18 protein-coding genes are annotated in these 18,506 nt (G+C 72.0%); 2 read left to right on the top strand and 16 right to left on the bottom strand.

Annotated elements, in window-relative coordinates:
- The first annotated feature begins 32 nt into the window (after positions 1-32).
- Entirely contained in the window at positions 33-401 is a 369-nt protein-coding gene (locus GXW83_RS10485) for a YbjQ family protein (protein WP_182442802.1), read from the top strand.
- 114 nt (positions 402-515) lie between these two features.
- Here GXW83_RS10485 and metK read toward each other — a convergent pair whose 3' ends face one another.
- The 15 genes from metK to pyrR form a co-directional block, all read right to left on the bottom strand.
- Positions 516-1,724: a methionine adenosyltransferase gene (gene metK / locus GXW83_RS10480; RefSeq protein WP_182442801.1), complete on the bottom strand. Its 1,209-nt coding sequence runs from the start codon at positions 1,722-1,724 to the stop codon at positions 516-518.
- 172 nt (positions 1,725-1,896) lie between these two features.
- On the bottom strand, positions 1,897-3,096 hold the full coding sequence (gene coaBC, locus GXW83_RS10475) for a bifunctional phosphopantothenoylcysteine decarboxylase/phosphopantothenate--cysteine ligase CoaBC (RefSeq protein WP_182442800.1): 1,200 nt from the start codon (positions 3,094-3,096) through the stop codon (positions 1,897-1,899).
- Positions 3,097-3,232: 136 nt separating this feature from the next.
- Positions 3,233-3,499: a DNA-directed RNA polymerase subunit omega gene (gene rpoZ, locus GXW83_RS10470; protein WP_030248832.1), complete on the bottom strand. Its 267-nt coding sequence runs from the start codon at positions 3,497-3,499 to the stop codon at positions 3,233-3,235.
- Between the two features lie 53 nt (positions 3,500-3,552).
- On the bottom strand, positions 3,553-4,110 hold the full coding sequence (gmk, locus tag GXW83_RS10465) for a guanylate kinase (RefSeq protein WP_182442799.1): 558 nt from the start codon (positions 4,108-4,110) through the stop codon (positions 3,553-3,555).
- Positions 4,111-4,158: 48 nt separating this feature from the next.
- Positions 4,159-4,482 carry an integration host factor, actinobacterial type gene (mihF, locus tag GXW83_RS10460; protein WP_182442798.1) on the bottom strand — a complete coding sequence of 108 codons (324 nt, stop codon included), beginning with the start codon at positions 4,480-4,482 and terminating at the stop codon, positions 4,159-4,161.
- Positions 4,483-4,838: 356 nt separating this feature from the next.
- Positions 4,839-5,672 (bottom strand): orotidine-5'-phosphate decarboxylase, encoded by an 834-nt coding sequence (gene pyrF / locus GXW83_RS10455; RefSeq protein ID WP_182442797.1) that lies wholly within the window; start codon positions 5,670-5,672, stop codon positions 4,839-4,841.
- Positions 5,673-5,731: 59 nt separating this feature from the next.
- Positions 5,732-6,700, bottom strand: a complete 969-nt coding sequence (locus GXW83_RS10450; protein ID WP_182442796.1) for a dihydroorotate dehydrogenase — start codon at positions 6,698-6,700, stop codon at positions 5,732-5,734.
- On the bottom strand, positions 6,700-7,551 hold the full coding sequence (locus GXW83_RS10445; protein WP_182442795.1) for a dihydroorotate dehydrogenase electron transfer subunit: 852 nt from the start codon (positions 7,549-7,551) through the stop codon (positions 6,700-6,702). Before GXW83_RS10445 ends, GXW83_RS10450 begins: the two co-directional genes overlap by 1 nt.
- Before the next feature lie 4 nt (positions 7,552-7,555).
- Positions 7,556-8,656 carry a quinone-dependent dihydroorotate dehydrogenase gene (locus GXW83_RS10440; RefSeq protein ID WP_182442794.1) on the bottom strand — a complete coding sequence of 367 codons (1,101 nt, stop codon included), beginning with the start codon at positions 8,654-8,656 and terminating at the stop codon, positions 7,556-7,558.
- 103 nt (positions 8,657-8,759) lie between these two features.
- Entirely contained in the window at positions 8,760-12,065 is a 3,306-nt protein-coding gene (gene carB / locus GXW83_RS10435; protein ID WP_182442793.1) for a carbamoyl-phosphate synthase large subunit, read from the bottom strand.
- A complete protein-coding gene (gene carA / locus GXW83_RS10430) occupies positions 12,058-13,215 on the bottom strand; it encodes a glutamine-hydrolyzing carbamoyl-phosphate synthase small subunit (protein WP_182447215.1) in 1,158 nt (385 codons plus the stop codon). Before carA ends, carB begins: the two co-directional genes overlap by 8 nt.
- The gene (locus GXW83_RS10425) at positions 13,215-13,898 is read right to left on the bottom strand and encodes a hypothetical protein (RefSeq protein ID WP_182442792.1); all 684 of its coding nucleotides are present in this window, start codon (positions 13,896-13,898) and stop codon (positions 13,215-13,217) included. Before GXW83_RS10425 ends, carA begins: the two co-directional genes overlap by 1 nt.
- Complete coding sequence (locus GXW83_RS10420; protein WP_182442791.1) at positions 13,895-15,184, bottom strand: dihydroorotase; 1,290 nt, start codon at positions 15,182-15,184, stop codon at positions 13,895-13,897. The genes GXW83_RS10425 and GXW83_RS10420 overlap by 4 nt, the downstream gene beginning before the upstream one ends.
- Positions 15,181-16,197, bottom strand: coding sequence for an aspartate carbamoyltransferase catalytic subunit (locus GXW83_RS10415; protein ID WP_182442790.1), 1,017 nt, complete (start codon positions 16,195-16,197; stop codon positions 15,181-15,183). The genes GXW83_RS10420 and GXW83_RS10415 overlap by 4 nt, the downstream gene beginning before the upstream one ends.
- Positions 16,194-16,865, bottom strand: coding sequence for a bifunctional pyr operon transcriptional regulator/uracil phosphoribosyltransferase PyrR (gene pyrR / locus GXW83_RS10410; RefSeq protein ID WP_182442789.1), 672 nt, complete (start codon positions 16,863-16,865; stop codon positions 16,194-16,196). Before pyrR ends, GXW83_RS10415 begins: the two co-directional genes overlap by 4 nt.
- A gap of 286 nt (positions 16,866-17,151) precedes the next feature.
- Between pyrR and GXW83_RS10405 the strand changes: the two genes are divergently transcribed.
- Positions 17,152-17,655: a transcriptional regulator gene (locus tag GXW83_RS10405; protein ID WP_182442788.1), complete on the top strand. Its 504-nt coding sequence runs from the start codon at positions 17,152-17,154 to the stop codon at positions 17,653-17,655.
- A gap of 117 nt (positions 17,656-17,772) precedes the next feature.
- Here the strand turns inward: GXW83_RS10405 and GXW83_RS10400 are convergent, their stop codons facing one another.
- A complete protein-coding gene (locus GXW83_RS10400; RefSeq protein WP_182447214.1) occupies positions 17,773-18,417 on the bottom strand; it encodes a GntR family transcriptional regulator in 645 nt (214 codons plus the stop codon).
- Between the last annotated feature and the right edge of the window lie 89 nt (positions 18,418-18,506).

Genomic DNA, 18,506 nt, shown 5'->3' with positions numbered 1-18,506 from the left:
CGAAGCATCCCGGCGGCGGCAGAATGCGTCCCATGGCAAACATCGATGATTACGGCGGCGGCCAGCACAGCTCCGACGTGCTGGTGGTCACGACCAACGACATCCCCGGATACCGGGTGGACAAGGTCATCGGCGAGATCTTCGGGCTGACCGTGCGCTCCCGGCACATCGGCACGCAGATCGGCGCCGGGCTGAAGTCCCTGGCCGGGGGCGAGCTGCGGGGGCTGACCAAGACCCTGGTGGAGAGCCGCAACCAGGCCATGGACCGGCTGGTCGAGCAGGCCCGGGCGCGCGGCGCCAACGCCGTGCTGGCGATGCGCTTCGACGTGACCGAGGCGGGCGGCAACGGCACCGAGATCTGCGCGTACGGCACCGCGGCCGTCATCAGCGCCACCGGCTGACGGCGGCAGCAGGCAGCGCGAGGGCCCCGCCCGGAATCCGGACGGGGCCCTCGCGGCGTTCGGCCGGTGCGGAAGCGCTACCGCACCGGCCGGTTCAGCGGTTCTGCTGCCGGTTCAGGCGCCGACGACGCGCTTGAGCTCCTCGGCGCGGTCGGTGCGCTCCCAGGTGAAGTCCGGCAGCTCGCGGCCGAAGTGGCCGTAGGCGGCGGTCTGGGCGTAGATCGGGCGCAGCAGGTCCAGGTCGCGGATGATGGCGGCCGGGCGCAGGTCGAAGACCTGGGTGACGGCTTCCTGGATCTTCTGGACCGGGGCGGTCTCGGTGCCGAAGGTCTCCACGAACAGGCCGACCGGCTCGGCCTTGCCGATGGCGTAGGCGACCTGGACCTCGGCGCGGCTGGCCAGGCCGGCGGCGACGATGTTCTTGGCGACCCAGCGCATGGCGTAGGCGGCCGAGCGGTCGACCTTGGACGGGTCCTTGCCGGAGAAGGCGCCGCCGCCGTGGCGGGCCATGCCGCCGTAGGTGTCGATGATGATCTTGCGGCCGGTGAGCCCGGCGTCGCCCATCGGGCCGCCGATCTCGAACCGCCCGGTCGGGTTGACCAGCAGCCGGTAGCCGTCGGTGACCAGCTCGATGCCGTCGTCGGCCAGGGCCTTCAGCTCGGGCTCCACGACGAACTCGCGGATGTCCGGGGTGAGCAGCGACTCCAGGTCGATGTCGGAGGCGTGCTGCGAGGAGACCACCACGGTGTCCAGCCGGACCGGCTTGTCGCCGTCGTACTCGATGGTGACCTGGGTCTTGCCGTCCGGGCGCAGGTACGGGATGGTCCCGTTCTTGCGGACCTCGGAGAGGCGCTTGGAGAGCCGGTGCGCCAGCGTGATCGGCAGCGGCATGAGCTCGGGCGTGTCGTCGCAGGCGTAGCCGAACATCAGGCCCTGGTCGCCGGCGCCCTGCCGGTCCAGCTCGTCGTCGTCGCCCTCGACGCGGTTCTCGTAGGCGGTGTCGACGCCCTGGGCGATGTCGGGCGACTGCGCGCCGATGGACACCGACACGCCGCAGGAGGCGCCGTCGAAGCCCTTCTTGGACGAGTCGTAGCCGATCTCCAGGATCTTGTCCCGGACCAGCGCGGCGATCGGGGCGTAGGCCTTGGTGGTGACCTCACCGGCGACGTGCACCTGGCCGGTGGTGATCAGGGTCTCGACGGCGACCCGCGAGGTGGGGTCGTCCTTGAGCAGGGCATCGAGGATGGTGTCGCTGATCTGGTCAGCGATCTTGTCCGGGTGACCTTCGGTCACGGACTCCGACGTGAAGAGGCGGCGAGACACAGCGCTCCCTGGGTTGCAGCGGCTGCTGACTGAACAGTCCGAACGCGTGACCGGACTGTCCGGAAAGACTTGAGAGACATTTACTGACCGGAGTGTAGCCAACCATGCCCGGCGCAGGTCCACCAGTCTCAGATTTTGTGTCTCTTCGCGGACGGAGAGTCGGTCGGCGGCATCAGCCGAGCCGGGCCGCCACCAGATCCCACAGGGTGTCGGCGAGCTGCGCCTTGGGGCCGTAGGGCACCGGCACCTCGGCGCCGTCAGCGGCGATGACCACCGCCTCGTTGTTGGCGCTGCCGAAGGCCCGGTCCGGGCCGACCTCGTTGACCACCAGCAGATCACAACCCTTTCGGGTGATTTTCTCCCGCCCGTGCCGCAGCGCGTTGTCGGTCTCGGCGGCAAAACCGACCACGATCTGACCGGGAACGCTCCGATGGGCGCTCAACTCCGCCAGCACATCCGGATTGCGCACCAGCGCCACCGGCGCGGGCTCCACCCCGTCCACCTTCTTGATCTTGACCGGGGCGAACTCGGCCGGACGGAAGTCCGCCACCGCCGCGGCCATCACCACCGCGTCGGCCCCCTCGGCCGCCGCCAGCACCGCCTCGCGCAGCTCCAGCGCCGTGCCGACCCGCACCACGTCCACCCCGGCCGGGTCCGGCAGCTCGGTGTTGGCGGCGACCAGCGTCACCCGCGCGCCGCGCGCCGCCGCGACCCCGGCCAGCGCGTAGCCCTGCCGCCCGGAGGAGATGTTGCCGAGGAAGCGCACCGGGTCCAGCGGCTCCCGGGTGCCGCCGGCCGAGACCACCACCCGGCGCCCGGCCAGGTCGGCCGCCCCGGCGTCGGCGCCGCGCGCCAGCACCCGGCGGCACAGCTCGAAGACGGCCGACGGGTCGGGGAAGCGGCCCTTGCCGGTGTCCGCGCCGGTGAGCCGGCCCACGGCGGGCTCGATCACCACCGCCCCGCGGCGGCGCAGCGTCGCCACGTTCTCCTGCGTCGCCGGGTGCTCCCACATCTCGGTGTGCATCGCCGGGGCGAACACCACCGGACAGCGGGCCGTCAGCAGGGTGTTGGTGAGCAGGTCGTCGGCCAGCCCGTGCGCGGCCTTGGCCAGCAGGTCCGCCGTGGCCGGGGCCACCACCAGCAGGTCCGCGTGCTGGCCGATGCGCACATGCGGGACCTCGTGGACGCTCTCCCAGACCTCGGTGGAGACCGGGTTGCCGGACAGCGCCGACCAGGTGGCCTCGCCCACGAAGTGCAGCGCCGAGGCGGTCGGCACCACCCGCACCTGGTGGCCGGACTCGCTGAACAGCCGCAGCAGCTCGCACGCCTTGTAGGCGGCGATGCCCCCGCTCACACCCAGGACGACGTTCATTCCGGCTCCACTCCCCTGCTGCTCCGCACCGCATGCGCGCATGACGACGCCGCGCCCCGCGCGGCAGCCCTGGGCTGTGCGCGGGTCGCGGCGTCCGTCCGTCTACTGACCGGGGGCCCGCCAGGGGCCCCGGGGACTACTGGGCGTCGATCGCCTCGGCGGTGAGCATACCGGCGTTGATCTCGCGCAGCGCGATCGACAGCGGCTTCTCGTGCACGTGCGTGTCGACCAGCGGGCCGACGTACTCCAGCAGGCCCTCGCCGAGCTGCGAGTAGTAGGCGTTGATCTGCCGGGCACGCTTGGCCGCGTAGATCACCAGGCTGTACTTGGAGTCGGTGGCCTCGAGCAGCTCATCGATCGGCGGGTTGATGATGCCTTCGGGCGCTGTCATCGAAGAGGACACGCGGGAACCTTCCGGAAGAAGAACACAGAAACTGCGTGCGGTATGAAAAGAGATCAGACCACATTGAGCAAGGCTAGCAGCTCGGCCGCTACACCCTCGACCGAGGTGTTGACCAGCGTGGTGTCGAACTCGCTCTCGGCCGCCAGCTCCACCCGGGCCGCCCGCAGCCGCTCGTCCACGACCTCCTGCGGCTCGGTGCCGCGACCGGTCAGCCGCCGCACCAGCTCCTCCCAGGAGGGCGGGGCCAGGAACACCAGCTGCGCCTCGGGCATCGACTCGCGGACCTGGCGGGCGCCCTGGAGGTCGATCTCCAGCAGCACCGGCGCACCGGAGGCCAGCCGGTCCAGGACGGCCTGGCGGGGCGTGCCGTAGTGGTTCCCGGCGAAGACGGCCCACTCCAGGAGGTCGCCGTTGGCGACCATCTTGGCGAACCGGTCCTCGTCGACGAAGTAGTAGTGCACTCCGTCCTTCTCACCCGGCCGCGGCCTGCGGGTGGTGGCGGAGACCGAGAGCCATACCTCGGGGTGCTGGGCGCGCAAAAAGCTGACGACCGTGCTCTTGCCGACACCGGAGGGGCCGGAGAGCACGGTCAGCCGCGGACGTTCACTCATGTACCGATTATCCAGTAACCGGGAGGGTTTCCGAACCATCGGGACCGATCAGGCGGAAGCTCCGCCGAACTCGCGCTCCAGGGAGGCGATCTGGTTCGTACCGAGGCCGCGCACACGACGCGACTCGGAGATGCCCAGGCGCTCCATGATCTGCTTCGCCCGGACCTTGCCGACGCCGGGGAGGCTCTCCAGGAGGGCGCTCACCTTCATCTTGCCGATGACGTCGTTCTCCTGGCCGGCCTTGATGACCTCGTGCAGGGATGCGCCGCTGTGCTTGAGCCGGTTCTTGATCTCGGCGCGCTCCCGGCGAGCCTCAGCTGCCTTGGCGAGCGCAGCGGTGCGCTGCTCAGGGGTAAGGGGCGGAAGTGCCACGCCGTTCACCTCAGTGATTTCGAACGAATGGGACAGGACAGTTTTGGACCGCCGAGGAACCTAGCGGCTCTGACCTGCGAGAGCAACGAGGAATCATCCCTTGGTGGACCTAACGCCGGACACTACCCCTCCCGGTCGTCCGCGTCAGGAAAAACAGCAGAAAAGTCCTGGTCAGCCTCGGCTGACCAGGACTTTTCCGGACATAACCCCCGGCTCTGAGCGAGGTGACTCACGCAGGTGAGTGGGAACTGCGGATCCCTGCCCGCGCAGGAACCGGGTTCCGGCGGTATCCGCAGGTCAGACCATCACACGCCATTCACGAAATCATCACACCCACGGGCGACAAGGTCGAACTTTCAACCGATCGCCGCGCGCACCTCGTCCACGAACCGTGCCGACGCCTCGCGCAGCGCCGCGACCGAAGGACCGTGCCGCAGAACGTCCCGGGAAACGCTCGGGACGACATTGGCGGCGGCGGCGCCGAAGACCGCCGGAATGTCGGCCGGGGTGGCCCCCTGGGCGCCGATGCCGGGGGCCAGCAGCGGCCCGTTGATCTCCAGGTCGGCGGCGACGCCCTTGAGGGTCGCGCCGACGACCGCGCCGAAGCTGCCCAGCGGCTGCGCCCCGGCGTTCTCGGCGGCCAGCTGCCGCAGCACCGACTGGGCCACGGTCAGGCCGTCCTCGCCGACCGCGTGCTGCACCTCGCGGCCCTCGGGGTTGGACGTCAGCGCCAGCACGAACAGCCCGGCCCCGGCGGCGCGGGCCGCCTCGACGGCCGGGCGCAGCGAGCCGAAGCCGAGGTAGGGCGAGACCGTGACCGCGTCCGAGAACAGCGGGCTGCCGGGGGCGAGGAAGGCGTCCGCGTAGGCGGCCATGGTGGAGCCGATGTCACCGCGCTTGGCGTCCATCAGCACCAGCGCGCCCGCCGCGCGGGCGTCCGCGACGGCCTGTTCCAGGACGGCCACGCCGCGGCTGCCGAAGCGCTCGAAGAAGGCGCTCTGCGGCTTGAGCACGGCCACCCGGTCGGCCAGCGCCTCCACCACCGTCCGGGTGAAGCGCTCCAGGCCGGCGATGTCGTCGTCCAGCCCCCACGCCTCCAGCAGCGCCGCGTGCGGGTCGATGCCGACGCAGAGCGGGCCACGGGCGTCCATGGCCGCGCGCAGGCGGGCGCCGAAGGGCACGGTAGTCATCAGGGGTCTCCTCTGGGCGTGGGGCGTGCGGGGGTTCGGGGTGTGCTGTGTGCGGGGGTTCAGGGCGAGGGTTCGGGCTCGGGGCGGTGGGCGTAGCCGACGGCGTCGGCGAAGCAGCCGAAGCCGCGCTCGGCGAGGGCCTGGCGCAGCTCGGCCAGGACCCGCAGCGGCGCCGAGGGGTCGTTGAAGACGGTGGTGCCGACGGCGACGCCGGACGCCCCGGCCAGGACGAACTCCAGCGCGTCCAGGCCCGTCCTGATCCCGCCCATGCCCATGATCGGAAGCTCGGGGACGGTCCCGGCGCGCATCGCCGCGTGCACCTGGTAGACGCAGCGGACGGCCACCGGGCGGATCGCCGGGCCGGAGAGGCCGCCGAGGGCCCCGGCCAGCGCCGGGCGCATGGTGGTGGTGTCCACGGCCATCCCCGACAAGGTGTTGATCATGGACAGGCCGTCCGCGCCGGCCTTGCCGCAGGCGGCGGCGATCTCGGTGATCGAGGTGACGTCGGGCGTCAGCTTGGCGTACACCGGCAGCGCCGGGTCGGCGACCTCCTTGACCGCCGCGATCACGTCGAAGGAGGTGGCCGGGTTGCAGCCGAAGGGCAGCCCCCGGGTGGCGGCGTTGGCGCAGGCGAGGTTGGCCTCGATGCCGACCACCCCGGGCCGCCCGCTCAGCTGCTGCACGGTCTCGGCGAACTCCTCGACCCGCTCCCCGGCGACCGAGACGATCACCCGGGCGCCGCGCTCGGCGAGCCAGGGCAGCTCGTGCTCGACGAAGTGCTCGATGCCGGAGCCCTGCAGGCCCACCGCGTTCAGCATGCCGCTGGGGGTCTCGGCCAGGCGCGGGGTGGGCCCCCCGGACCGCGGGTAGGGCATGATCGTCTTGGTGGTGATCGAGCCCAGCTCGGTCAGCGGCTGGAACTTGGCGATCTCCCGGCCGTAGCCGGCGCAGCCGGAGGCCGTGGTGACCGGGTTGGGCAGGCTGCCGCCGCCGAAGGGCGCGGTGAGGTCCACCTCCTGCGCGTCCACTAGCTCTCCCCCATCGCTGCCGCGCCGTACAGGTCGGCCGGGACGGCGCCGATGTCGGACCAGCGCACCCGGCTGCCGTCGAAGCAGGGGCCCTCCACGCAGGAGCGGACGAAGCGGCTGACCCCGTCCTCCCCCACCACCGGCAGGACACAGGTCATGCAGACGCCCACGCCGCACGCCATGGGCTGCTCGACCGCGCAGAAGCTGCGGGCCCCCTCGGCGTTGGCGATCCCGGTGACCGCCTCCAGTACCGGCGCAGGACCGCCGGCGTACACCGCCTCCGCGCCGATCGCCTTGAGCGCCTCGGCCAGCGGCAGGGTGACCCGGCCCTTGATGCCGCTGGACCCGTCCTCGGTGGTGACCAGGACGTCCGGGGTGAGCGCCTGCGCCTGCTCCACCCCGTACAGCCGGTCGGCGGTGGCGGCACCGAGGATGAAGCCGACCGAGCCGCCCTGCTGCCTGATCCGGTCGGCCAGCGCGAACAGCGGGGCGCCGGCGTGCCCGACCGCCACCAGCAGCGCCGTCAGCGGCCCGGGCGGCAGCGGGAAGGCCGTGCCCAGCGGCGCGACCAGGTCGATCCCGTCGCCCGGACGGCCGCGCAACAGCTCCCGGCTGCCGGGCCCGTCGGGGGCGACGACCAGCGAGAGGGTGTCGGCCTCCGGGTCGGCCCGGTGGATGGAGAGGGACCGGCGCAGCAGCGTCGAGGAGTCCGGGCCGCCGACGGCCAGGGCGGCGAAGTGCCCGGGCAGGGCGCGCCCGGCGATCCCGGGGGCCCGCAGCAGCAGCTGCCGGTAGGCCCCGACCGGGGTCAGTTCCAGGATCTCCGCCCGGGTCTGGACGGGATGCGCCATGCCATCACCCTCTCGTGGAAGCGCCGACTGCTTCGCTCAGGGTGCCATGGCCGCTGGCCCGCAGGTGGGCGGAGAGCCCCTGGTGCAGGCGGCGGCACCAGAAGGGGCCCTCGTAGATGAAGGCGCTGTAGCCCTGGACCAGGGTGGCCCCGGCCAGGATGCGCTGCCAGGCGTCGTCGGCGGTCTCGATGCCGCCGACGGAGACCAGCGTCAGCCGGTCCCCGGTGCGCGCGTACAGGCGTTCGAGCACCTCCAGCGCGCGGGCCTTGAGCGGGGCCCCGGAGAGGCCGCCCGCTCCGGCGGCGGCCACGGTGGCGGGGTCGGTGCGCAGCCCCTCGCGGCCGATGGTGGTGTTGGTGGCGATGATGCCGTCCAGGCCCAGCTCCAGGGCCAGGTCGGCGACGTCGTCGATGTCGGCGTCGGCCAGGTCGGGCGCGATCTTGACCAGCAGCGGGACGTGGCCCTTGCCCGAGGCGGCGTCCAGGGTGGTACGGACGGCGGTGAGCAGCGGTCGCAGCTGGTCCACGGCCTGCAGGTTGCGCAGCCCGGGGGTGTTCGGCGAGCTGACGTTGACCACGAAGTAGTCGGCGTGCCGGGCCAGCCGCTCGGTGCTGGCGATGTAGTCGGCGACGGCCTCGGCCTCGGGGACGACCTTGGTCTTGCCGATGTTGACGCCGACGACCGTCCGCGAGCCGCGCGGGCGGGCCGCCAGCCGGGCGGCGACGGCGGCGGAGCCCTCGTTGTTGAAGCCCATCCGGTTGACCAGGGCGCGGTCCTCGACCAGCCGGAACAGCCGGGGCGCCGGGTTGCCGGGCTGCGGCTGGGCGGTGACCGTGCCGATCTCGACGTAGTCGAACCCGAGCATGGCCAGGCCGTCGATGCCCACGGCGTTCTTGTCGAAGCCGGCCGCCAGGCCGAACGGGCCGGGCAGCTCCAGGCCCAGGGCGCGGGTGCGCAGCGCCGGATCCCGGGGCGCCAGCACCGCCGCGACCAGGCTCCGCAGCCCGGGCACCGAGGAGGCCAGCCGGATCCAGAAGAAGGCCAGGTGGTGGGCCTTCTCCGGGTCCATCCGCCGGAAGACGAGGTTGAACAGCAAGCGGTACACGGCTTCGCCTTCCAGCGGTTTCAGAGGTGGTTCGGGTGCGGCTGCCCAGGCCCGGGCCGCGCCGCCGGCCGGCGGCGGTGCGGTCCCGGGGCCCGGGTGCGGCTCAGCGCGCGGCGTTCAGCTGCGCCGCGTACTCCTGCAGGCTGCGCACGGCGACGTCGCCCCGGATCAGGGCGTCGATGCCCTGCACGGCCGCGCCCATGGCCTGCACCGTGGTCAGGCAGGGCACCGAGCGGGCGACGGCGGCGGTCCGGATCTCGTACCCGTCCAGGCGGCTGCCGGTGCCGTAGGGGGTGTTGATGATCAGGTCGACCTCGCCGTCGTGGATGAGCTGGACGATGGTCCGCTCGCCGCCCTCGCCCTCGCCCTCGCTGTGCTTGCGCACGACGGTGGCGTCGATGCCGTTGCGGCGCAGCACCTCGGCGGTGCCGGAGGTGGCGAGCACCTCGAAGCCGAGGTCGACCAGCGCGCGGGCCGGGAACACCAGGTTGCGCTTGTCGCGGTTGGCGACCGAGACGAAGACCCGGCCCTTGGTGGGCAGCGCGCCGTAGGCCCCGGCCTGGGACTTGGCGTAGGCGGTGCCGAAGGTGGTGTCGATGCCCATGACCTCGCCGGTGGAGCGCATCTCCGGGCCGAGCACGGTGTCCACGCCGCGGCCGTGGATGTCGCGGAAGCGGCTCCACGGCATGACGGCCTCCTTGACGGCGATCGGCGAGCCGATCGGCAGGGTGCCGCCGTCGCCCTCCCGCGGCAGCATGCCCTCGGCCCGCAGCTCGGCGATGCTGCTGCCGAGCGAGATCCGGGCCGCCGCCTTGGCCAGCGGCACCGCCGTCGCCTTGGAGGTGAACGGGACGGTGCGCGAGGCGCGCGGGTTGGCCTCCAGCACGTAGAGGATGTCCCCGGCCATGGCGAACTGGATGTTGATCAGCCCGCGGACGCCGACGCCCTTGGCGATGGCCTCGGTGGAGGCCCGCAGCCGCTTGATGTCGTAGCCGCCGAGGGTGATCGGGGGCAGGGCGCAGGCGGAGTCGCCGGAGTGGATGCCGGCCTCCTCGATGTGCTCCATGACGCCGCCGAGGTACAGCTCGGTGCCGTCGTAGAGGGCGTCCACGTCGATCTCGATGGCGTCGTCGAGGAAGCGGTCGATGAGCACCGGGTGCTCGGAGATCAGCCCGGCGTGGCGCTTGAGGTAGTCGGCCAGCGAGGGCTCGTCGTAGACGATCTCCATGCCGCGCCCGCCCAGCACGTAGGAGGGGCGGGCCAGCACCGGGTAGCCGATCTCGTCGGCGATGGCCTTGGCCTCGTCGAAGGAGAAAGCGGTGCCGTGCTTGGGCGCGGGCAGTCCGGCCTCGGCCAGCACCCGGCCGAAGGCGCCGCGCTCCTCGGCCAGGTCGATGGCCTCGGGCTGGGTGCCGACGATCGGCACGCCGTTGTCCTTGAGCGCCTGGGCCAGGCCGAGCGGGGTCTGACCGCCGAGCTGGACGATGACGCCCGCGACCGGGCCGGCCAGGGTCTCGGCGTGGACGACCTCCAGCACGTCCTCCAGGGTGAGCGGCTCGAAGTAGAGCCGGTCGGAGGTGTCGTAGTCGGTGGAGACGGTCTCCGGGTTGCAGTTGACCATGACGGTCTCGAACCCGGCGTCGTGCAGCGCGAAGGAGGCGTGCACGCAGGAGTAGTCGAACTCGATGCCCTGGCCGATGCGGTTCGGGCCGGAGCCCAGGATCAGCACCGCGGGCCGGGTGCGCGGGGCGACCTCGCTCTCCTCGTCGTAGGACGAGTAGAAGTACGGGGTCTTGGCGGCGAACTCGGCGGCGCAGGTGTCGACGGTCTTGAACACCGGGCGGATGCCCAGCGCGTGCCGGACCTCGCGGACGACGTCGGCGGACAGGCCGCGGATCCGGCCGATCTGCAGGTCGGAGAAGCCGTGGCGCTTGGCGTGCCGCAGCAGCTCCGGGGTGAGCTTGTCGGCCTCGGCGATCTCCACGGCGATCTCGTGGATCAGGAACAGCTGGTCCACGAACCAGGGGTCGATCCGGGTGGCCTCGAAGACCTCCTCGGGGGTGGCCCCGGCCCGGATGGCGTCCATGACGGTGTTGATCCGGCCGTCGGTCGGCACCTTGGCCTTGGCCAGCAGCTCGGCCTTGTCGCCGGTCCCGCCGGCGAAGTCGAACTGCGAGCCCTTCTTCTCCAGCGAGCGCAGCGCCTTGTTCAGCGCCTCGGGGAAGTTCCGGCCCAGCGCCATGGCCTCGCCCACCGACTTCATGGTGGTGGTCAGGGTGGCGTCGGCGGAGGGGAACTTCTCGAAGGCGAAGCGCGGGACCTTGACCACCACGTAGTCGAGGGTGGGCTCGAACGACGCCGGGGTCTTCTCGGTGATGTCGTTGGGGATCTCGTCCAGGGTGTAGCCCACGGCGAGCTTGGCCGCGATCTTGGCGATCGGGAAGCCGGTGGCCTTGGACGCCAGCGCGGAGGAGCGGGAGACGCGCGGGTTCATCTCGATGACGATGACCCGGCCGTCCTCCGGGTTGATGGCGAACTGGATGTTGCAGCCGCCGGTGTCCACGCCGACCTCGCGGATGATGGCGATGCCGATGTCGCGCAGCCGCTGGTACTCGCGGTCGGTGAGGGTCATCGCCGGGGCGACGGTGATGGAGTCGCCGGTGTGCACGCCCATCGGGTCGAAGTTCTCGATCGAGCAGACGACCACGACGTTGTCGTTGCGGTCGCGCATCAGCTCGAGCTCGTACTCCTTCCAGCCGAGGATGGACTCCTCCAGGAGCACCTCGGTGGTGGGCGAGAGGGTCAGGCCCTGCCCGGCGATGCGGCGCAGGTCCTCCTCGTCGTGGGCGAAGCCGGAGCCGGCGCCGCCCATGGTGAAGGAGGGGCGGACCACGACCGGGTAGCCGCCGAGGGTGTCCACCCCGGCCAGGACCTCGTCCATGGTGTGGCAGATGACCGAGCGGGCGGACTCGCCGTAGCCGATCTTCGCCTTGACGGCCTCCACCACGCCCTTGAACAGCTGGCGGTCCTCGCCCTTGTTGATGGCCTCGACGTTGGCGCCGATCAGCTCGACGTCGTACTTGGCCAGGGTGCCGGCCTCGTGCAGCGAGATCGCGGTGTTCAGCGCGGTCTGGCCGCCCAGCGTCGGCAGCAGGACGTCGGGGCGCTCCTTGGCGATGATCTTCTCGACGAACTCCGGGGTGATCGGCTCGACGTAGGTGGCGTCGGCGATCTCCGGGTCGGTCATGATCGTGGCCGGGTTGGAGTTGACCAGGATCACCCGCAGGCCCTCGGCCTTGAGCACCCGGCACGCCTGGGTGCCGGAGTAGTCGAACTCGGCCGCCTGGCCGATGACGATCGGGCCGGAACCGATGACCAGTACGGACTGGATGTCAGTGCGCTTAGGCACGCTGGCCCTCCATCAGGGAAACGAAGCGGTCGAACAGGTAGGCGGCGTCGTGCGGACCGGCCGCCGCCTCCGGGTGGTACTGGACGCTGAACGCGGGCTGGTCCAGGCACTGCAGGCCCTCGACCACGTCGTCGTTCAGGCATACATGGGACACCGTGACGCGGCCGTACGGGGTCTGCGACTCGCCGTCGAGCGGGGCGTCCACGGCGAAGCCGTGGTTGTGCGCGGTGACCTCGACCTTGCCGGTGGAACGGTCCTGCACCGGCTGGTTGATGCCGCGGTGGCCGTACTTCAGCTTGTAGGTGCCGAAGCCCAGGGCCCGGCCGAGCAGCTGGTTGCCGAAGCAGATCCCGAAGAACGGGGTCTTCCGGTCGAGCACCTCGCGCAGCAGCGCGATCTGCGTCTCGGCGGAGGCCGGGTCGCCGGGCCCGTTGGAGAAGAACACGCCATCGGGGGCGACCGCGTAGACGTCCTCGGCGGTGGCGTCGGCGGGCAGCACGTGCACCTCGATGCCGCGCTCGGCCATGCGGTGCGGGGTCATGCCCTTGATGCCGAGGTCGACGGCGGCCACGGTGAAGCGCTTGGCGCCGATGGCCGGGACGACGTAGGCGCGGTCGGTGGCGACCTCGCCGCACAGGTCCGCGCCCTCCATCTGCGGGGCCCGGCGGACCCGCTCCACCAGCGTCGCGTCGTCGGCGACGGCCGGGCCGGAGAAGATGCCGCAGCGCATGGCGCCGCGCTCGCGCAGGTGCCGGGTCAGCGCGCGGGTGTCGATGCCGCTGATGCCGACGACGCCCTGGGCGGTCAGCTCCTCGTCCAGGGTGCGGCGCGAGCGCCAGTTGGACGGGATGCGGGCGGGGTCGCGGACGACGTACCCGGCCACCCAGATCCGGGAGGACTCCTGGTCCTCGTCGTTGACGCCGGTGTTGCCGATCTGCGGCGCGGTCATCGCCACCACCTGGCGGTGGTAGGAGGGGTCGGTCAGGGTCTCCTGGTAGCCGGTCATGCCGGTGTTGAAGACGGCCTCGCCGAAGGTCTCGCCGACGGCGCCGTACGCCTGGCCGTGGAAGACCCGGCCGTCCTCGAGGACGTAGACCGCCGGGACTCGCTCCCGGCGCTTCGCCGTGGGGGTGGATGCCGGTGCGGTCATCATGCGCCTTCCTTGCTCGTGCTGATCGTGCTCGTGCCTGTGCTCGTGGTGCTGTGGCCGGTGCTGCTGTGGGGTGCGGCGCCGTCGCTCGCGGCGTCCGCGGTCACCTTGGCGTGGGCCTTCATCAGGACCTCGATCGCGGTGACCCAGTTCTCGTGCTCGGACGGGTGGTCGGCTCGGAAGCCGCTGTCCAGCAGGGTGCCGCCGTGCTCCCAGACGACCACCAGCAGGCCGCCCTCGGGGACGACCTTGCCGACGATGCGCTGGTCGGTGCGGGCGCCGCGGAGTGCGGCGACCGGGATGAAGAAGTCCGCCGAGGCCGGGCGGACCACCGTCAGGCCCTCGGCGGTCAGGGTCAGCTCGACCAGGCTGCGGGCACCCAGGTGGTGGGCGACGACGCGGTCCAGCCAGTTCCCGGCGGTGGTGGTGCCCAGGTAGCGGCCCTCCAGCTCCAGGACGGGCTCGGTGGTCCGCCCGGGCGCGACCGGCAGCTCCGGCAGGCCGGACTGCATGGTCCGGCGCCACTGCCAGCCCTGGCGCATCAGCCAGTAGACGATGCCGACCACGATGACCAGGCCGATGGTCCAGCCGATGTAGCCGCTGACGTGGGTGACCGGCGCGGAGTGCGGGGCGTCCGCCAGGCGGGTGGGCGCCAGCCGGGTCAGTGCGGAGGCGGCGGTCATACCAGCTCACCGTCCAGCACCGTGGCACGGCCGCGCAGGAAGGTGGCGACCACTCGTCCGGGCAGGTCAAGACCGCGGTAGGGGGTGTTGCGGCTGCGGGTGGCAAAGGCGTCGGGGTTCACCGTTCCACGGTACGCGGGGTCCACCAGGACGAGGTTGGCCGGTTCGTCCACCGAGACGGGGCGGCCGTGCCCGGTGAGACCGCCGATGGCGGCCGGCTTGGCCGACATCCGCTCGGCGACGTCCGCCCAGGTCATCAGGCCGGTGTCGACCATCGTCCGCTGCACCACGGACAGCGCGGTCTCCAGGCCGACCATGCCCATGGCGGCAGCGGCCCACTCGCAGTCCTTGTCCTCGGAGGGGTGCGGCGCGTGGTCGGTGGCGACGGCGTCGATGGTGCCGTCCGCCAGGGCCTCGCGCAGCGCCAGGACGTCGGCCTCGGTGCGCAGCGGCGGGTTGACCTTGTAGACCGGGTCGTAGGAGCGGACCAGCTCGTCGGTGAGCAGCAGGTGGTGCGGGGTGACCTCGGCGGTGACGTCCCAGCCCTTGGACTTGGCCCAGCGGATGATCTCCACCGAACCGGCCGTGGACAGGTGGCAGACGTGCAGCCGTGAGCCGACGTGGGCGGCCAGCAGCACGTCCCGGGCGATGATCGACTCCTCGGCGACGGCGGGCCAGCCGGCCAGGCCCAGCTCGCCGGAGACCGCGCCCTCGTTCATCTGGGCGCCCTCGGTCAGCCGGGGCTCCTGGGCGTGCTGGGCGATGACGCCGCCGAACGCCTTCACGTACTCCAGGGCGCGGCGCATGATCACCGCGTCGTCCACGCACTTGCCGTCGTCGGAGAAGACCCGGACGGCGGCGGCGGAGTCGGCCATGGCGCCCAGCTCAGCCAGCTGCTTGCCGCCCAGGCCCACGGTGACCGCGCCGACCGGCTGCACGTCGCAGTAGCCGGACTCGCGGCCGAGCCGCCAGACCTGCTCCACCACGCCGGCGGTGTCGGCGACCGGGAAGGTGTTGGCCATGGCGTGGACGGCGGTGAAGCCGCCCCGGGCGGCGGCGCGGGTGCCGGTGAGGACGGTCTCGGCGTCCTCCCGGCCCGGCTCGCGCAGGTGGGTGTGCAGGTCGACCAGGCCGGGCAGGGCGATCAGGCCCTCGGCCTCGACGACGGTGTCGCCCTCGGCGGCGGCCAGGCCGGTGCCGATCTCGGCGATCACGCCGTCCTTCAGACGCAGGTCCTGCGGTTCACCGCCGAGGATGCGGGCGTTGCGGATCAGGTAGCTGGTCACTTGGCGTGCTCCTCGGTGGTGCCTGCGGGCTGGGTCGTGGAAGTCGCGGAGGTGCTGATGGCCGGCTCGGAGCCGCCGAGCAGCAGGTACAGGACGGCCATCCGGACGCTGACGCCGTTGGCGACCTGCTCGACGATGGTGGAGCGGGCCGAGTCGGCGATCTCCGAGGCGATCTCCATGCCGCGCACCATCGGGCCGGGGTGCATCACGATGGCGTGGTCGGGGAGGGTCGCCACCCGGGCGGCGTCCAGGCCGTAGCGGCGGGAGTACTCGCGCTGGGTGGGGAAGAAGGCGGCGTTCATGCGCTCGCGCTGGACCCGCAGCATCATCACCGCGTCGCTCTTGGGCAGCGCGGCGTCCAGGTCGTAGGAGACCTCGCAGGGCCAGGTCTCCACCCCGAACGGCATCAGCGTCGGCGGGGCGACCAGGGTGACCTGCGCGCCGAGGGTGTGCAGCAGCCGCACGTTGGAGCGGGCCACCCGGCTGTGCAGCACGTCGCCGACGATGGTGATCCGGCGCCCGTCCAGATCCCGCCCGCGGCTGCCGCCGGGGCCGCCCGGGCTGAGGTGGCGGCGCATGGTGAAGGCGTCGAGCAGGGCCTGGGTGGGGTGCTCGTGGGTGCCGTCGCCGGCGTTGACGACGCTGCCGTGCAGCCAGTCCGAGTCGGCCAGCCGCTTGGGCGCCCCGGAGGCGCTGTGCCGGATGACGACCGCGTCCGCGCCCATGGCCTGCAGGGTCAGCGCGGTGTCCTTGAGGGTCTCGCCCTTGGAGACCGAGGAGCCCTTGGCGGAGAAGTTGATGACGTCGGCGGAGAGCCGCTTCTCGGCGACCTCGAAGGAGGTGCGGGTGCGGGTGGAGTCCTCGAAGAAGAGGTTGACGACGGTGCGGCCGCGCAGCGTCGGCAGCTTCTTCACCGCCCGGGTGGAGATCTGCGCCATCTCCTCGGTGGTGTCCAGGATCAGCAGCGCGTCGTCCCGGGTGAGGTCGGCGGTGGAGATGAGGTGGCGCTTCACTTGGTGCTCCCGGCGTTCTTGTCGTCGCTGTCCTGCCCCTGCTGCCGCACGCCTCCCCCGTCCTCGCGCTCGCCCAGGAGCACCGCGTCCATGCCGTCCATCTCGTCCAGCTTGACCTTGACGGCCTCGCGCAGCGAGGTGGGCAGGTTCTTGCCGACGTAGTCGGCGCGGATCGGCAGCTCGCGGTGGCCCCGGTCGACCAGGACGGCGAGCTGGACGGCGCGGGGGCGGCCGAGGTCGCCCAGGGCGTCCAGGGCGGCGCGGATGGTGCGGCCGGAGAACAGCACGTCGTCCACCAGGACGACCAGCTTCCCGTCGAGGCCGCCGGCCGGGATCTCGGTGTGCTCCAGGGCGCGGGCGGGCTTCAGCCGCAGGTCGTCCCGGTACATGGTGATGTCGAGGGTGCCGATGGGGATGTCCCGGCCGGTGATCTGGGCCAGCCGGGCGTGCAGGCGGCGGGCGAGCAGGACTCCGCGGGTGGGGATGCCCAGGAGCACGACGTCCTCCGCGCCCTTGGCGCGCTCGACGATCTCGTGGGCGATGCGGGTCAACGAGCGGGAGATGTCACCCTCGTCGAGCACCCGCCGCTGGGCACCGGCCCTGTCGCCATTGGTGCCGCCGGTGCCGGTGGTGCTGCCGTTGCTGGGACGTGCGTCACGAGCGGTCATGCCGAAGCCGACCTCCTTCCCCGCCTCACTGGACGGGCCTTAAAGGATGCCTGGGGATGGCCGCCGCGGTCCTGGCGGAGGCCGTCGTCAACCCTACCAGGGCGGTCTTCGCGTCGGCGTTCGCACGACTGCCCCATTCGGCTTGACGAACTCATATCACTCTGCGTAACCTCACAGTGAGTTACGGCCGGGCGACGGAGCCTCTCACACCCCTCGTGGTGGTGTCTCACGGACTCGCCGTCTCAGGCAGATCACGCGCCATTCGATTCACGTCCGGGGAGACCATTTGTCCAGCGACTACGCGAAGCAGCTTGGTGGCAAGCTGCGTGCGATCCGCACCCAGCAGGGGCTGTCCCTGCACGGCGTCGAGGAGAAATCCCAGGGCCGCTGGAAGGCCGTCGTGGTGGGCTCCTACGAGCGCGGCGACCGCGCCGTCACCGTGCAGCGCCTCGCCGAGCTGGCCGACTTCTACGGCGTCCCGGTGCAGGAGCTGCTGCCCGGCAGCACCCCCGGCGGAGCGGCCGAACCGCCGCCGCGCCTGGTGCTGGACCTGGAGCGGCTCTCCCAGGTGCCCTCCGAGAAGGCAGGGCCGCTGCAGCGCTACGCGGCGACCATCCAGAGCCAGCGCGGCGACTACAACGGCAAGGTGCTCTCGATCCGCCAGGACGACCTGCGCACCCTCGCCGTCATCTACGACCAGCCGGCCTCGCTGCTGATCGACCAGCTGATCACCTGGGGCGTCCTGGACGCGGACGCCCGCCGCGCGGTGCGGGACGACGACGCGGTCTGAGGCCGTCCAGCCCCTTCCGGGGCAGCGCAGAAACGTCACGGCAGCGGGTGCCCCGCCGGAGACTCCGCACCGGAGCCCCGGAGGGCACCCGCTTGCCGTCCCGGGCGGAGCCGGAGGCTAGGCCGACGGCCGATCGGTGGCCGTCCGGCCCGTACGCACATGGCCGAGGTGCGTCCGGACCAACCGGCGGGTGCCGTCGAGGTCACCGGCCAGCATGAGCTCCAACAGCCGCTCGTGCTCCACGGCGGAGGCCAGGAGCCGCCCGTCGCCGGCCGCGTCCGCCAGACCGAACAGCCGTGAACGCTTGCGCAGCTCGCCGACCGTGGCCACCAGGTGCCGATTGCCGGTGAGCGCCAGCACCCCCAGATGGAAGCGGCGGTCGGCCTCGACATAGCCGATGACGTCACCCGTCCGAGCCGCCTCCACGGTCTCCTGGGCGGGAGCGCGCAGCTGCTCCAGATCCTCAGCCCGGGCCCTGCGGGCGACCTCCACGGTGGCCGGGATCTCGATCAGTTCGCGCACTTCGGTGACATGGTCGAGATCCTGATCGGTGATCCCGACGACGCGGAACCCCTTGTTGCGGACGGTCTCCACCAGACCCTCGCGGACCAGGTCGAGCATGGCCTCGCGCACCGGCGTCGCCGACACCCCCAGCTCCTCGGCCAGCACGGGCGCCGAGTACACCACACCGGGACGCAGCCGGCCGGTGATCGTCGCGGCCCGCAGCGCCCGGGTGACCTGGTCCCGCAGGCTCCCGCCCATCTGCCCGTCCGGCAGCCCAGCGGGCAGCCCGCCCGGCAGTCGGAGAGCGCCGAAGCTCTGCGGATGCATCGCGTCCTCCTGGTACTGGT

It is taken from the genome of Streptacidiphilus sp. PB12-B1b (assembly GCF_014084125.1).
Taxonomy (GTDB): Bacteria; Actinomycetota; Actinomycetes; order Streptomycetales; family Streptomycetaceae; genus Streptacidiphilus.
The sequence above is the reverse complement of the archived record's forward strand: the minus strand, read 5'-3'. Positions and strand labels throughout refer to the sequence as shown.